The 14,061-nt window shown below is 61.4% G+C and carries 9 protein-coding genes and 1 rRNA gene; 6 read left to right on the plus strand and 4 right to left on the minus strand.

Translation table 11 applies throughout. The features are described from left to right. A partial coding sequence (locus tag ABIB24_RS26565; protein ID WP_354317698.1) for a retention module-containing protein occupies positions 1 to 1,261 on the minus strand: 1,261 nt, incomplete at its 3' end. A gap of 994 nt (positions 1,262 to 2,255) precedes the next feature. Between ABIB24_RS26565 and ABIB24_RS26570 the strand changes: the two genes are divergently transcribed. Beyond that, positions 2,256 to 4,412, plus strand: a complete 2,157-nt coding sequence (locus tag ABIB24_RS26570; protein ID WP_025337258.1) for a type I secretion system permease/ATPase — start codon at positions 2,256 to 2,258, stop codon at positions 4,410 to 4,412. Then, positions 4,402 to 5,778 (plus strand): HlyD family type I secretion periplasmic adaptor subunit, encoded by a 1,377-nt coding sequence (locus ABIB24_RS26575; protein WP_038407794.1) that lies wholly within the window; start codon positions 4,402 to 4,404, stop codon positions 5,776 to 5,778. Before ABIB24_RS26570 ends, ABIB24_RS26575 begins: the two co-directional genes overlap by 11 nt. Positions 5,779 to 5,937: 159 nt before the next feature. Here ABIB24_RS26575 and lapD read toward each other — a convergent pair whose 3' ends face one another. Then, positions 5,938 to 7,884, minus strand: a complete 1,947-nt coding sequence (gene lapD, locus ABIB24_RS26580; protein ID WP_137162735.1) for a cyclic di-GMP receptor LapD — start codon at positions 7,882 to 7,884, stop codon at positions 5,938 to 5,940. 10 nt (positions 7,885 to 7,894) lie between these two features. Then, positions 7,895 to 8,656, minus strand: coding sequence for a cysteine protease LapG (gene lapG, locus ABIB24_RS26585; RefSeq protein WP_170929341.1), 762 nt, complete (start codon positions 8,654 to 8,656; stop codon positions 7,895 to 7,897). 204 nt (positions 8,657 to 8,860) lie between these two features. On the opposite strand from lapG, the gene ABIB24_RS26590 reads away from it, so the two are divergent. From ABIB24_RS26590 to ABIB24_RS26605, 4 genes are all read left to right on the plus strand, one after another. Then, positions 8,861 to 9,550 (plus strand): GntR family transcriptional regulator, encoded by a 690-nt coding sequence (locus ABIB24_RS26590; RefSeq protein ID WP_025337254.1) that lies wholly within the window; start codon positions 8,861 to 8,863, stop codon positions 9,548 to 9,550. Positions 9,551 to 9,660: 110 nt separating this feature from the next. After that, positions 9,661 to 10,164 (plus strand): sigma-70 family RNA polymerase sigma factor, encoded by a 504-nt coding sequence (locus ABIB24_RS26595; protein ID WP_025337253.1) that lies wholly within the window; start codon positions 9,661 to 9,663, stop codon positions 10,162 to 10,164. 4 nt (positions 10,165 to 10,168) lie between these two features. Next, complete coding sequence (locus ABIB24_RS26600; protein ID WP_354317702.1) at positions 10,169 to 11,125, plus strand: FecR domain-containing protein; 957 nt, start codon at positions 10,169 to 10,171, stop codon at positions 11,123 to 11,125. Between the two features lie 297 nt (positions 11,126 to 11,422). Next, on the plus strand, positions 11,423 to 13,837 hold the full coding sequence (locus tag ABIB24_RS26605; RefSeq protein WP_137162733.1) for a TonB-dependent siderophore receptor: 2,415 nt from the start codon (positions 11,423 to 11,425) through the stop codon (positions 13,835 to 13,837). Positions 13,838 to 13,970: 133 nt separating this feature from the next. Here ABIB24_RS26605 and rrf read toward each other — a convergent pair. Then, positions 13,971 to 14,061, minus strand: a 5S ribosomal RNA gene (gene rrf / locus ABIB24_RS26610); the annotation flags it as partial.

Below are 14,061 nucleotides of genomic sequence, written 5' to 3' on the forward strand. Positions count from 1 at the left end.
TCTGGCCGTTGGACAGGGTCACGGTCACCGGGGTTTGAGCCGGATTGCTCAGGGTCACGGTGTAGGTGATGACGCCACCTTCGGTCACCGACGGGCTCGCCGTCAGGGTCGCGGTGGTGTTGTCGACCGAGTCGTTGATCGTGGTCTGAGCCGGAGTCGGATTCGGCACCAACTGCTCAAAGTTGCCGCCTGTGGCGCCCTCGATGGTGACGCTGACGGTCGAGCCGTTGTTGTAGACGTCGTTGGCCGGGGTCTGGAAGTCAACGCTGCCCTGGGTCTTGCCAGCTTCGATGGTAATGGTCTGGCCGTTGGACAGGGTTACTGTCACCGGGGTCTGCGCCGGGTTGCTCAGGGTCACGGTGTAGGTGATGACGCCGCCTTCAGTCACGCTTGGCGAAGCGGTCAGGGTCGCGGTGGTAGTGTCGATGGTATCGGTAACCTGGGTAACCGCAGGTGTTTGCGGCACGGTCACCGTCAGCCCACCGCCCCCGGTGGTGCCCGTTACGGTCGCCGAAATCTGGTCCCCGTCGACATACGGGGTATCGTTTGCCGGAACCACGACGTTGACGCTGCCCGAGGTCTGCCCGGCCGGAATGACGATTACGGCCCCGTTGGAAAGGGTGACCACCAGGTTGGTGCTCGGTGCCTGGCCAACCGTAGCGGTATAAACGATTACACCACCCGCTTCGCTGATGGACGGGGTAGCGCCAAGAACCAGGTCGGTAGCAACGCTGGTATCCGTCGTCGGCGTAGTTACCTGGTTGTTGCTGGTGGTATCCAGCACGCCAACCTCTTCGCCATCGAGCACGGCAGCAAAGCCCAGCCCGTCAGTCGGGAAGCCGACGGTAGGGTCGACCCGGCCCGCGGTTTCTTCGAGCATGACAAAGCTGTGGCCACCGCCCAGTGCACCACCACCGCCCGCCGATGATGGGCCAGCCGCAGTCGCTTCAAGCTCGGTAGTCGGGTCGACACCGGCAGCGATCGCCTGTTGCAGCTCCTCCACCGACGGCGCGGCCTGTGCGGTCGCCTGGCTCAGGTCGGTGCTGCTGTCTGGCGCATCGGCGCTCCACTGGCTATCACGACCCAGGTCGAGCAGACGGCCATCGGCCAGCTCCAAAGTAACTGCACCACCCGGGCCGGTGAGCACTTCCTCACCGGCCAGCAGGCGGTCCCCTTCAATCAGAACACGCCGAATGCCCTCTGGGGATACCGCAATAACCTGGCCGACAATACTTTTGACGATGGCTACAACGCTGCTCATTGGACTCTCCGTGTGACCCGATGGGTACTTCCCTGCCAGAGCGGCACTTGCAGACCACTTCAGGCGGAACTATGTCGATGATCTCTAGACGCTTATTGGCGTCAATATTCTGTCTATAACTTTTTGGAATTAACCAAATGCCAAACTATTGACCTTATACATTGCCATCCTAAACAATCAGCAATGTAATGTCACATTGATATTCGAATCTTAACCATGCGTTTCTTGAGGATAAGTGTCGTACATCATCCAAAGCGTCTTCAGTGAGTACTTTCAGCAGCTTTCCTCGTGCCTAGGTAACCGCAAAGAATACGACAGGACAACCGCTCATCGGCAGCTGTCAAAGATTCAAGCGTCAATAACCAAGTCACTTTTCGCTCGCTCGGATCATTGCTTGGTTACAAGCACAAACCTTGCCTGAAGGCAGCCAGACTTTGATCGGGAAGCCAGGCAAAAGCGCGGCCATACGATAGCTCACGGCGCCAGCAGCCCGCACTGCTGCACAATCAGGCACCCGATTTGCCGTAGATCAAAGAGATAGCGAACCATTGCGCAAATACTGCCAGCCCGAAAATGAGAAAACGTAGTCGATTGTCGAGCCAAAGCCTGTCAGCGACCTGCTTTCCAATAATAAATTTTGCCTAATCAGTTACCGATTGACGTCAACAAATAAGCGCCTGTTTATTGACAAGCTACAAGTCGATACCGACAACTCCTCTGTCGCCAGACGGATGGCAGGCTATGCTGCAAATTAATTCGGGCTGGATGCTGACTGGGTCAAAAATGAAACATCCACCACTCAGCATCGTCTGCCCGGAATGAAGACCGTAGAATTGTTTACTCAATACCGATTCAAGGCGACCATTGGCCGGTTGCCCAAGCGCCAGGGTGCCGTAGCCTCATGACCACTGCCTGGCAGCGCCATTGAACACCAGGGTGAGCCAGCCTGAACGGCGGCACACCCACCCCACCCACCACAAGGATGAAGAGCCGCGTGGAATCCGAAGTCAGTCGAGTCCAACTCAGCCACGATCCACGCAGTCAGCATGACGATCCCCTGCTGGATAGTCTGTTGAGCCTGTGTGTTCTGCACCAGAAACCCGCCAGCCGGGTCATGCTGACCACCGGCCTGCCGCTGCCGGCCCAGCGCCTGAGCCCCGAGCTGCTGCCCCGCGCTGCTGCCAGGGCCGGCCTGCAGGGGCGCCTGCTGCAGCGTAAGCTGGAGCAGATCCCGAGCATCGCAATGCCAGCCATGTTGCTGCTCAAGGAAGGCCGCAGCGCCGTGCTGCTGGGCTGGGAAAACGAAGACACCGCGCGCCTGCTGCTCAGCGAGAGCGATGGCGGCGAGGTGCATGTCAGCCGCGAAGCCCTGCAAAGCGATTACAGTGGCCGGGTATTCTTCGCCCAGCCGCAGCACAAGTTCGACGTCAACCACGGCAACCTCATCCCGCGGGCGAAGTCGTGGTTCCGCGATACCTTGCTGCGCAGCAAGTGGCTATATATCGACGCCATCGCCGCCAGCCTGGTGATCAACCTGATCGCCCTGGCCGCGCCACTGTTCGTGATGAACGTATATGACCGGGTGGTGCCCAACCAGGCCACCTCGACCCTCTGGGTGTTGGCCATCGGCATCGCCGGTGCCTACATCTTCGACCTGATCCTCAAGGGCCTGCGCGGCTTGTGCCTGGACCTGGCTGGCAAGAAGACCGACCTGATCATTTCGGCAACGCTGTTCGAACGTATCGTCGGCATGTCGATGAAGTACCGCCCGGCCAGGGTCGGCAGCTTTGCCCAGAACATTCACGAGTTCCAGGGCCTGCGTGACTTCCTCGCCTCGCTGACCCTGACCAGCCTGATCGACCTGCCGTTCACCGTTCTGATCCTGATCGTCATCGCCATCATTGGCGGGCACCTGGTGTGGATCCCGATCATCGCCTTCCCGCTGGCCCTGGGCATCGGTTACGCCCTGCAACGGCCACTGATGGCGACCATGGAACGGACCATGGCCCTGGCCTCGGAGCGCCAGTCCAGCCTGATCGAGACCCTTGCCGGCCTGGATGCGGTAAAGGTCAACAACGCCGAAAGCGAACGCCAGTACATGTGGGAGCAAACCCTGGGTACCCTCAGCCGCCTGGAACTGCGGGTGAAGGTGCTGTCGAGCCTGGCGATGAACATCACCCTGCTGATCCAGCAACTGGCAGGCGTGGCGATGATCTGCGTCGGCGTGTACCTGATCATCGACGGCAACCTGAGCATGGGCGGCCTGGTGGCCTGCTACATGCTCAGCGGCCGTGCCCTCGGCCCGCTGGGCCAGCTCAACGGCCTGCTCGCCCGCTACCAGCAAGCCAAGGTGACCATGGTCTCCACCGACCACATGATGGAACTGCCGCAAGAACGCAACTTCGAAGAACGCCCGCTGAGCCGCAAGGTGCTGCAGGGCAGCGTCGAGTTCCGGGGGGTCGATTTCACCTACCCGAACCAACAGAATCAGGCCTTGAAGAACATCAACCTCACCATCCGCCCTGGCGAGAAGGTGGGCATTATCGGCCGCAGTGGCTCGGGCAAGAGCTCGCTGGCCAAGCTCATCGTCGGGCTGTACGAGGCCGATAGCGGCTCGCTGCTGGTCGATGGCGTGGACATTCGCCAGATCGACGTCAGCGAACTGCGCCACAACATCGGCTACGTGCCCCAGGACATCCAGCTGCTGGCAGGTACCCTGCGCGACAACCTGGTCAGCGGGGCTCGCTACATCGAGGATGAGTTGATTCTGCAAGCTGCCGAACTGGCGGGTGTGCATGAGTTCGCCCGGTTGCACCCGGACGGCTACGAGTTGCAGGTGGGTGAACGCGGGCAGAACCTGTCCGGTGGCCAGCGGCAGAACGTCGCCCTGGGCCGCGCGCTGTTGCTCAACCCGCAGATCCTGCTGCTGGACGAACCGACCAGCGCCATGGACAACACCGGCGAAGAACGCCTCAAGCAGCGCCTGCAGGCGGTGGTGGAAGGCAAGACGATGCTGCTGGTCACACACCGTGCCTCGCTGCTGTCGCTGGTGGACCGGCTGATCGTGATCGATCGCGGGCAGATTGTCGCCGACGGCCCGAAAGCCGCGGTCATGGATGCGCTGAAGAAGGGGCAGATCAGTGTTGCATAAGCTGGATGTGGGGCAATTCAAGGACGGCCTGCGGCGCTATTTCAAGGGTTCCGATTCACTGGGCGGCCAGCCGCTGCCAGAGGTCAACAAGGCCCTGATCGAGGATGCGCCGCGGGTCGTGCGGCTGACCATCTGGGGCGTGATCCTGTTCTTCGTGTTCCTGATCGTGTGGGCCAGCGTAGCGCCCATCGACGAAGTTACGCGGGGTGAAGGCAAGGCCATTCCGTCGTCCAAGGTGCAGAAGATCCAGAACCTGGAGGGCGGCATCGTCGCCGAGATCTTCGCCAAGGAAGGGCAGATCGTCGAAGTGGGCCAGCCATTGCTGCGCCTGGATGAAACCCGCTTCGCCTCCAACGTGGGTGAAACCGAGGCCGACCGCCTGGCCATGGCCTTGCGCGTCGAGCGCCTGAGTGCCGAGGTCGAGGACAGCCCGCTGAAGATCGACGAGGCGCTGCGCAAGGCCGCGCCAAGCCAGGCGGCCAGTGAAGAGTCGCTGTACCAGAGTCGGCGCCAGCAACTGCAGGACGAAATTGGTGGCCTGCAACAGCAGCTGGTACAGCGCCAGCAGGAACTGCGCGAATACAGTTCGAAACGTGCCCAGTACGCCAACAGCCTGCAATTGTTGCGCAAGGAGATCAGCATGTCCGAGCCCCTGGTGGCCACCGGTGCGATCTCCCAGGTTGAGGTGCTGCGCCTGCGCCGCGCCGAAGTGGAGAACCGCGGTCAGCTGGACTCCACAGCGCTGGCCATCCCGCGTGCCGAGGCGGCCATTCGCGAGGTGCAAAGCAAGATCGAAGAGACCCGTGGCAAATTCCGCAGCGAAGCGCTGACCCAATTGAACGAAGCGCGCACCGAGCTGAACAAGGCCACGGCGACCAGCAAGGCGCTGGATGATCGCGTGCACCGCACCATGGTTACTTCGCCGGTACGCGGTATCGTCAAGCAGCTGCTGGTAAATACCATTGGCGGGGTGATCCAGCCGGGCAGCGACATCATAGAAATCGTGCCGCTGGACGACTCACTGGTCATCGAGGCGAAGATCCTGCCCAAGGACATCGCCTTCCTGCACCCTGGGCAGGAGGCGACGGTCAAGTTCACGGCCTATGACTACACCATCTACGGTGGGCTGAAGGCCAAGCTGGAGCAGATCGGTGCCGACACCATCACCGATGAAGACAAGAAGACCACCTACTACCTGATCAAGCTGCGCACCGACCGCAGCCACCTGGGCACTGACGAGAAGCCGCTGCTGATCATTCCGGGGATGGTGGCGACGGTCGATATCATGACCGGCAAGAAGACCATCATGAGCTACCTGCTCAAGCCGATCATGAAAGCGCGTTCGGAAGCGTTGCGCGAGCGTTGAAAAGCACACTCATCGCCGCGACCCACACTGTGGGAGCGGCCTTGTGTCGCGAAAGGGCTGCACAGCAGCCCCAGCGATTTATGCATCTTTGCTGAAATCCTGGGGCCGCTGTGCGGCCCTTCGCGACACAAGGCCGCTCCTACAAGGGACCGCATGCCCTCAGCGCCAGGGGGCAGGCTCACCAACCAACTGCCCCTGAATCCCGCCTACACCCATCTCTCGCAACACCAACCGCTCACCTTCCGTCTCGACCCGCTCGGCAATCAGCGGCAGGTCGATGCTGTGTGCGGCGCGCTGGACCGCTTCTATGAACAGCCGCTTGTGCTGCTCTTGATCAATGTTGCGGATGTAGCTGCCATCGATCTTCAGGTACGCCAGGCCCAGGTGCGCCAGGTTGCCAATCATGCTGAAACGCCCACCAAAGCGTTGCAGCGCCAGGCCGAAGCCAAGCGCGTGCAGGCGCCGGGTGAGTTGCTCCAGGGCCGCCTGCTCAGGTAACTGCTCCTCGCCAATTTCGAAAACCAGCCGCGGGCCGAGCGCCGTGTTCTGGCCCAGAAGCTCGAAAACACGCTGAAGGGCCTTGGGGTCGGCCAGGGTGGCGGCGGACAGGTTCAGTGCCAACACCTGGTCATGCCCTCGAAGGTGCGCCAGCACCTTCTCCAACACCAGCACATCAAGCCGCGGCATCCAGCCGAAGCGCTCCAGCCAGGGCAGGAAACGGCCGGCCGGCAGCGCCTCGCCCTGGCCATCCTGCAAGCGCGAAATCACTTTGTGGTGCAGTACCCGTTGCCCAGAAGCGCAATCCACCACTGGCTGGAAGAACAGTTCGAAATGCCCATTGTCGAACGCCTGGTCCAGCCGCTCGTGCCAGACATGCTGGCTATCCGCGGCAACTGCAGCCACGCCTTGTTCAAGGCATACCCAACCCGGTGTTGGCTGGTTCTCGGCGCGGGCCAGGGCCTCGTCGGCAAGCTTCAGCAATGCCTGCGGTGAATCACCGGGGCTGAACGGCGCCAGGCCGATACAAGCCACCGGGTCGATATCACTGGCGCCCGTTTCGTGCAGGCTGTGCAGCGTCGCTTCCAGGGCCTGGGCAAGCTGTACCGCCTCTTCATGCACCATACCCGGCGCCAGCACGGCGAACTCGCCCCCACGGCTGCGGGAAATCAGGTCGTTGGTTTCCGGGTAGCTGGCACAGGTGCGACGCAGCTGCTCACCCACGGCCTGTAGCAACTGGTCGGTACGCTGGCCGCCAAGACGGGCGTTCAACCCCGCCAGGCCCTGGACCCGCAGCAACAGCAGGTAGCCGGCGCGCGCTTCTTCCAGATTGCTCACCCGCGTGTTCAGCTGCATCTCGAAATAACGGCGGTTGGACAGTCCGGTCAGGCTGTCCTGATAAGACTCGGCACGCAGCCGCTCACTGCGCTCGGCTTGCTCGGTAAACAGTGCCTTGAGCTTCTCGACCATCTGGTTCATCGCCTGTACTACCCGGCGCAGCTCCGGCGTGCGCGGCAACTCGGGCAGGCTGAGGAATTCGCGGCGGGCAATGGCGTGGGACTGCTCGACCATGTAGTCCAGCGGCCGCAACTGGCGACGCAGGAGCAAGGCGCCGAGCACCGCACTGGCCGCGCCGCACAGCAGCAGCCAACCCAGGCTGCCCAGGGCGCTCTGCCAGAGTTTGGCAATGGCGAACATCGGGTGGCTGATTACTTCAACGCGTGCGGCCTGCTGCCAGCCGCGGCTGACGATGGCATCGCCACCGGCGGCTTCCAGGCCGATCAGGTGCACGAACCAGCGCGGCACACCGCCGGGGTCCGGCTCGGCGTGGCGCTCCACCAGCACAGCATTGGAACCCAGGTCGACAACCTTGATGCTTGAGTAGTAACCACTGTCGAAGATCGAACTGACCATCAGCTCGACCATCGCCGGGTCATCGATATTCGGCGTCAGCGACAGCGCCAGCGCGGTCGCCGCATCCTGGGCGTGCGAGCGCAACTGGTTGACGTACTGGCTGCGCGAGCTTTCCAGGCTGACCATGAAACTGCCACTGAAGGCGACCACCAGGAACAGGCAAATGGCCAACAGCAATTGTTTGAACAGTGACATCTGTGCTCCTTCAGTAGACCGGCTCGGCCGGGAACCCTTCGGCCTGCATTTTCTTCAGCAAATCCTGCCAGCGTGACAACCGCTTGGTATCGCCGACCTTCTTGTTGCCTGCGGCACCCGTCAGCCACAAGCCCTCACCATTGAAGGCGTACACCGGCAGCAGGTCGGTACGCTGGCTGGCCGGCTTGATGGCATCCATCAGGCTGTCGAGCACCAATGGTTGTGCCTGTGGGCTTGAATAATAGGTCAGGACCATGTGCGCCCGGTTCTGTCGCAGCGCCTTGACGTAGGTGATGCGCAGCTTTTCGCTGGGGATGCCCATGCGCCGCAGGCTGAAATACTTGGCGATGGCGTAGTCCTCGCAGTCCCCTGCGCCCTTGATCAGCGCCTGCACCGGCGTGGCCCAATAATCGACCTCATGCCACAGGTCGATATCCTCGACATAGCGCAATTGCTGGTTGAAGAAGCGGTTGACCACCTGCAATCGCTCAAGCTCCGTACCCTGCTTCTGCGTGGCCATCAGGTTCTGCCAGGCATCGATCCGGCCCTGCCCGGCACCCAAAGGGCCATAAAGGGCCTGCGACTTGCGGCTGATCTGGGAAAAGTCCCAATCCGCGTGCAAGCCGCCCAGCAGCAGGCTGCCAAGCAGCACAGCAAGGCCGACACGTTGCACAACGGTTTTGAGCATCCAGGATATCGCCACTGCGAAGCCCTGTTCAGGCCAGTCGAAAGCAGCGATGGTGCGGCTTGCCACGGCAAAAGACAATGGCACCCTGCAATCATGCACCCGCCGGTCACCCGACCTACACTTTCTGGTTATAACCTTCCATAGGCCGCTTCCTTTGACCGGCGACTTCATCCACCATAGCCGCGCTTTTGGGGCGCCGGTTCCATTACCGGTAAAGGTTTGACACCCCCAAGAGCTGTTACTAGTGTCATTGGATCCAACTTTAGTCATCGTTGAGGCAGACGTCGCGTGGCCGAGAAAATCAAATTGAGCAATGTGCTGGCCAGCGAGCAGCTGTTGCCGCACCAGGCCCGTGGCGTGATCGAAGAACGCTTGCGCAGTGCCATTCTTGATGGCCGCTTGCCTCCAGGTACTGCCGTAAGACAACAAGAGCTCGCCACCTTGTTCGGTGTCAGCCGCATGCCCGTGCGCGAGGCCCTGCGCCAGCTAGAGGCGCAATCGCTGCTGAAAGTGGAAATGCACAAGGGGGCGGTGGTTGCGCCGTTGATCGGCGAGGACGCGGTGGACACCTATGCCCTGCGCGTGCTGCTCGAGACCGAGGCGCTGCGCCAGTCCATTCCGCTGCTCGATGCCAGCGACATCGCCAGCGCCCGCGGGTATATCCAGCAACTGGAAAACGAAACCCGTCACGCTGAAATCGGCCGTCTCAATCGCCTGTTCCACATGTCGTTGTACAACAAGGCGCCGAACAAGAAGCTTCTGCGCCTGATCGAGGACGAACTGAATGAGGAAGAGCGCTTCCTGCGGTTTCATCTTTCGTCCATGGGCCTGGGCAAGCTCACCCAGGACGATCACAACGCACTGGCGGATGCGGCTGGCGACAAGCTGGTGGACGAAGCGGTAGCGGTGCTGGAACGGCATCTGAATAACGCATCGCGGGTAATCCGCAAGTATCTGGATACGCAACTGGGGCGCTAGCGGGTAGTGACTGCGCGCATGGTGCAGTCGGCTGGGTTGCAAATTGATCGGCTCCCGCCAACAATGAGACTAATTATCATTCATGTCCATTGATGGCAGCGCCCTCACCCATGCCCAGCAACGATTCCGTGCAAACGCTCTACAGTGACCACCACGGCTGGTTGCATGCCTGGCTACGCAGCAAGCTGGGCAACGCCGCCGATGCCGCAGACCTGGCCCAGGACACCTTCGTGCGCCTGTTGCAGCGTCGCGAACACCTGCAACTGAATACTCCCCGGGCCTTCCTGCGGACGGTCGCGCGCGGGCTGGTGATCGACCACTGGCGGCGCGAGGAACTGCACAGGGCCTATCTCGAGGCATTGGCACAGTTGCCGGAAGCACAGGCCCCCTCGGCCGAAACCCGTGAGCTGCTGCTGGAATTGCTGGAGCGCATCGCGCGCATGCTCGACGGCCTCAAGCCCAAAGTACGCCGCGCATTCTTGCTGGCCCAATGCGAAGGGCTGAAGCACCAGGCCATCGCCGACCAGATGGGGATCTCGGTGCGTACCGTGGAGCGCTACATCGCCGACGCGCTCTATCATTGCTACCTGCTGCGCTACAGCGACGAGTGCTGACATGATGACCGCCGCACAGCCTGGCGCAACAGCGGTCAAGCAGGCCATCCAGTGGATGCTGAGGCTGCGCGAGAGCGGGCATGACCCTGCCCTGCAGCAACAGTGCAAGCAATGGCGCACTGCCCACCACGAACACGAACAGGCCTGGCAACGGGTGATTCACCTGCATCAGGACCTCGACCTGCGTGCCGTCCCTGGCGCCGGGCTGGCTTTGCAGACCCTGGAGACCAGCCAGCGCCGGCTGCACCGTCGGCAGGCGTTGAAGCTGCTTGGTGGCGTTGCCATGGCGGGGACAGCGGGATGGCTGGGAAAAGACCTCGATGCGGTCAACGCCTGGACATCGGACTACGCCACCGGCACGGGCGAACGACGCAGCTTTGCGCTTCCCGATGGCTCGCTGATGCAACTCAATACCCGCAGTGCCGTCGACCTGGCCTTCAATGACCAGCAGCGCCTGGTCCGCCTGAAGCAGGGGGAATTGATGATTGCCTGCAGCCCGCAGCGTCCCTTGCTTGTACAAACTCGTGACGCGTTGCTGGAAGGGTTCGAAGGGCGCTTTGTGGCGCGCCAGGACAGCGACTGCACGCGGGTCAGTGTCAGCCATGGCCGGGTGGCTGTACACCGGCCTGGCAATGGACCGCTGCAATGGATCGAAAGCGGCCAGAACTGGCGCCTGGATGCGCAGGGTACACACCGGGTCGAGCAGGTGGACATGGATGCGATGGCCTGGACCGAGGGCCTGATCGTCACCCGGGACATGCGCCTGTTCGACTTCCTCTCGCAGGTCAGCCGTTATCGGCATGGCTATCTGGGCTGCAGCGACGATATTGCCGATTTGCGCTTGTCGGGTGTATTCCGCCTCGAAGACCCGGAGCAACTGCTGCAACTGCTACCACGGACGCTGCCCGTGCGGCTTCGCCAACGTACACGCTGGTGGGTTCGCGTGGAGGGGCTGGCCTGATCTGACGGGGGCTATTGCGTTCAGGGCTGCTATGCAGCCCACCGCCGGCGAGCCAGCTCCCACAGGGATCGCACAAGACCTGAGGGCTATGCAATACCTGTGGGAGCTGGCTTGCCGGCGATGGGGCGCGTAGCGGCCCCAATAACTTTTTTGACGGGTTTTGAATACCGGTCCGGCTAGGACAGTAAGCGACACCTCCTGCCCTCACACTTCAACGGACCCCTCATGCCTACCGCCCCCGTGCACACGCGCACCTTCAACGCGAATGATTTTCGACCTGTCTTGCACTCAGCGCCTTTGCGCAAAGCAGTCCGGGCTGCCCTGTTTGGCACCGCCTTGGGCCTTACAGCCGTCACGCAGCTTTCCATGGCAGCTGAAACGGCCCAGATGAGCCACCACTATGCGATCCCGGCCGGCCAGTTGGATGACGTGCTCAACCAGTTCGCCCGCCAGGCTGGCATCACCTTGTCGAGCACACCCCAGCTCACCCAAGGCTTGCAGTCGAACGGCCTGCAGGGGCAATACCCAACCGATCAGGCACTGCACCAGTTGCTCAATGGCAGCGGCCTGGAAGCCGTCAGCCAGGACGGCCGGAGCTACGTGCTGCAGGCACAACCCCAAGGCGCTGCATTGTCATTGCCAGACACCGATATCCGTAGCTTCACCCTCGGCAATGCACTGGGCAGCATGGAGGGTTACAACGCTACCCATAGCCAAGTGGCGACCAAGACCAGCATGCCACTGGTAGAGACATCACAATCGGTCTCGGTGGTTACCCGACAGCAGATGGACGACCAAGGCTCACAAACCGTTGCCCAAGCCATGCGCTACACACCTGGGGTACTGACCAACCCCTACGGGGCGACCCATCGTTATGACTATGTGGCCATGCGTGGCTTCAACGACGGCTCGGTGGACAACATCTACGTCGACGGGCTCAAGTCGATGGGAGACAACGGCACCTACAGCACCATGCAGGTGGACCCGTACTTCCTGGAGCGCATCGATATTCTCAAGGGGCCGTCTTCGGTACTGTATGGCCGTAGCTCGCCAGGAGGCCTGGTGGCGCTGACCACCAAGAAGCCGCTGTTTACCCCCTTCCATCAAGTCCAGGCCACCATCGGTACCCAAGGCCAGCGTGGCATGGGTTTCGACTTCAGCGGCCCCGTGGATGACGACAAGCGTATCGCTTATCGCCTGACAGGCCTGGCGGATGCTTCCGACACGCAGTTCGATCACAACAAGGAAGAACGCTACGCCATCGCGCCGGCCGTCAGCATCGACTTCAGCGAAGACACTTCGCTGACCCTGCAGGCCTACCTGCAACACGACCCCAACGGCGGCTATCACGGCGGTAACCCCGCAGATGGCATGCTGCACAAACGCAACGGCTTGCGCCTGTCGGACCACTTCTTCGAGGGCGAGCCGGGTATCGACAACTACGAGCGTACCCAACAGTCCTTCAGCTACCAGTTCGAGCATCGTTTCAACGATGTGTTCACGGCACGCCAGAACTTCCGCTATCAGGATTCCGACGTGTCGATGGACCAGGTGTATTCCGCCGGTTGGGCGGATGCCGACAGCAATATCCTCAACCGCGCCTATACCGGCGGCGACGAACGCCTGCATTCGTACATCATCGACAACATGCTGCAGGCGGAATTCTTCACCGGGGCCGCCAAACACACCTTGCTGCTGGGCACCGACTACCAGCGACGCAAGGCCGACGTGGCCTGGCGTTATGGCACAGTCGATCCGCTGGATGCAGGCAACCCGCAGTACGGCAACGGCAACCTTCAGGTGCTGGGCGAGAACCGCTACCAGCGGCGCTTGCAGCAAACGGGCGTTTACCTGCAGGACCTGGTGGAGCTGGACCAATGGCGCTTTTCGTTGGGGCTGCGCCAGGACTGGGTGAAGGTGTCCGAGGAGAATTGCGACAGCAACACCAAGGTCAGTGACCAGCGCTCCAGGTTCACTACCCGCGCAGGTGTGCTCTACCTGTTCGAGAACGGTATTGCGCCCTATGTCAGCTACTCGGAGTCGTTCAACCCCAATACCGTATCCGACCAGCAAGGCCGCCCTCTGGCACCGACCGAGGGCACTCAATGGGAGGCTGGTATCAAGTATCAGCCGCCTGGTAGCGACAACCTGTTCACCGCATCGGTGTTCCGCATCGAGCAGGAGAACCTGGCCTCGAAGCAGCCTGACGAGGACTTCTATCGCCCTGTAGGGCAAGTGCGCTCACAAGGGCTTGAGCTGGAGGCCCATGTGCAGCTGACCGACAGCTTGAAGCTGTTGGGCGGCTATACCTTTACCGATATTGAGTACGCTAAGTCGATGCCCAGCCTGGTGTCCGGCAACCTGGATAACAAGGGCAATTCGCCAACCCAGGCACCGAAACAGATGTTCTCGCTTTGGGCTGACTACAACTTCCACCAGGGGGCCCTGGATGGCCTGCGCTTGGGCGGTGGGGTGCGGTATGTGGGGTACAGCTGGGTGGATGCGGAAAACAGCATGAAGGTGCCCTCCTATACCCTGTTCGACGCCTCGATCGGCTATGACCTGGGCAAGGTCGGCCTCCAAGGGATGGATGTACGCCTGAACGCCAATAACCTCACCAATGAAAGCTACATCACCTCGTGTGCAAGCCTGAACTACTGCTACATGGGTGAAGAGCGTAATGTCAGTGCCACGGTCAGCTATCAGTTCTGACTCTATGGTGGTCGCTGCGCGTCCGATCGCGACACAAGGCCGCTCCTACACGGGAAGCGCGCTCGCCTGAAAGTGCGCCCCCGGAAAAGACAAAGCCCCTGTCTGCATCGCAGACAGGGGCTTTGGATTTGAATCTTGACGATGACCTACTCTCACATGGGGAAACCCCACACTACCATCGGCGATGCATCGTTTCACTGCTGAGTTCGGGATGGGATCAGGTG

Source organism: Pseudomonas sp. UYEF17, from assembly GCF_040546125.1.
GTDB classification, from domain to species: Bacteria; Pseudomonadota; Gammaproteobacteria; order Pseudomonadales; family Pseudomonadaceae; genus Aquipseudomonas; species Aquipseudomonas putida_Z.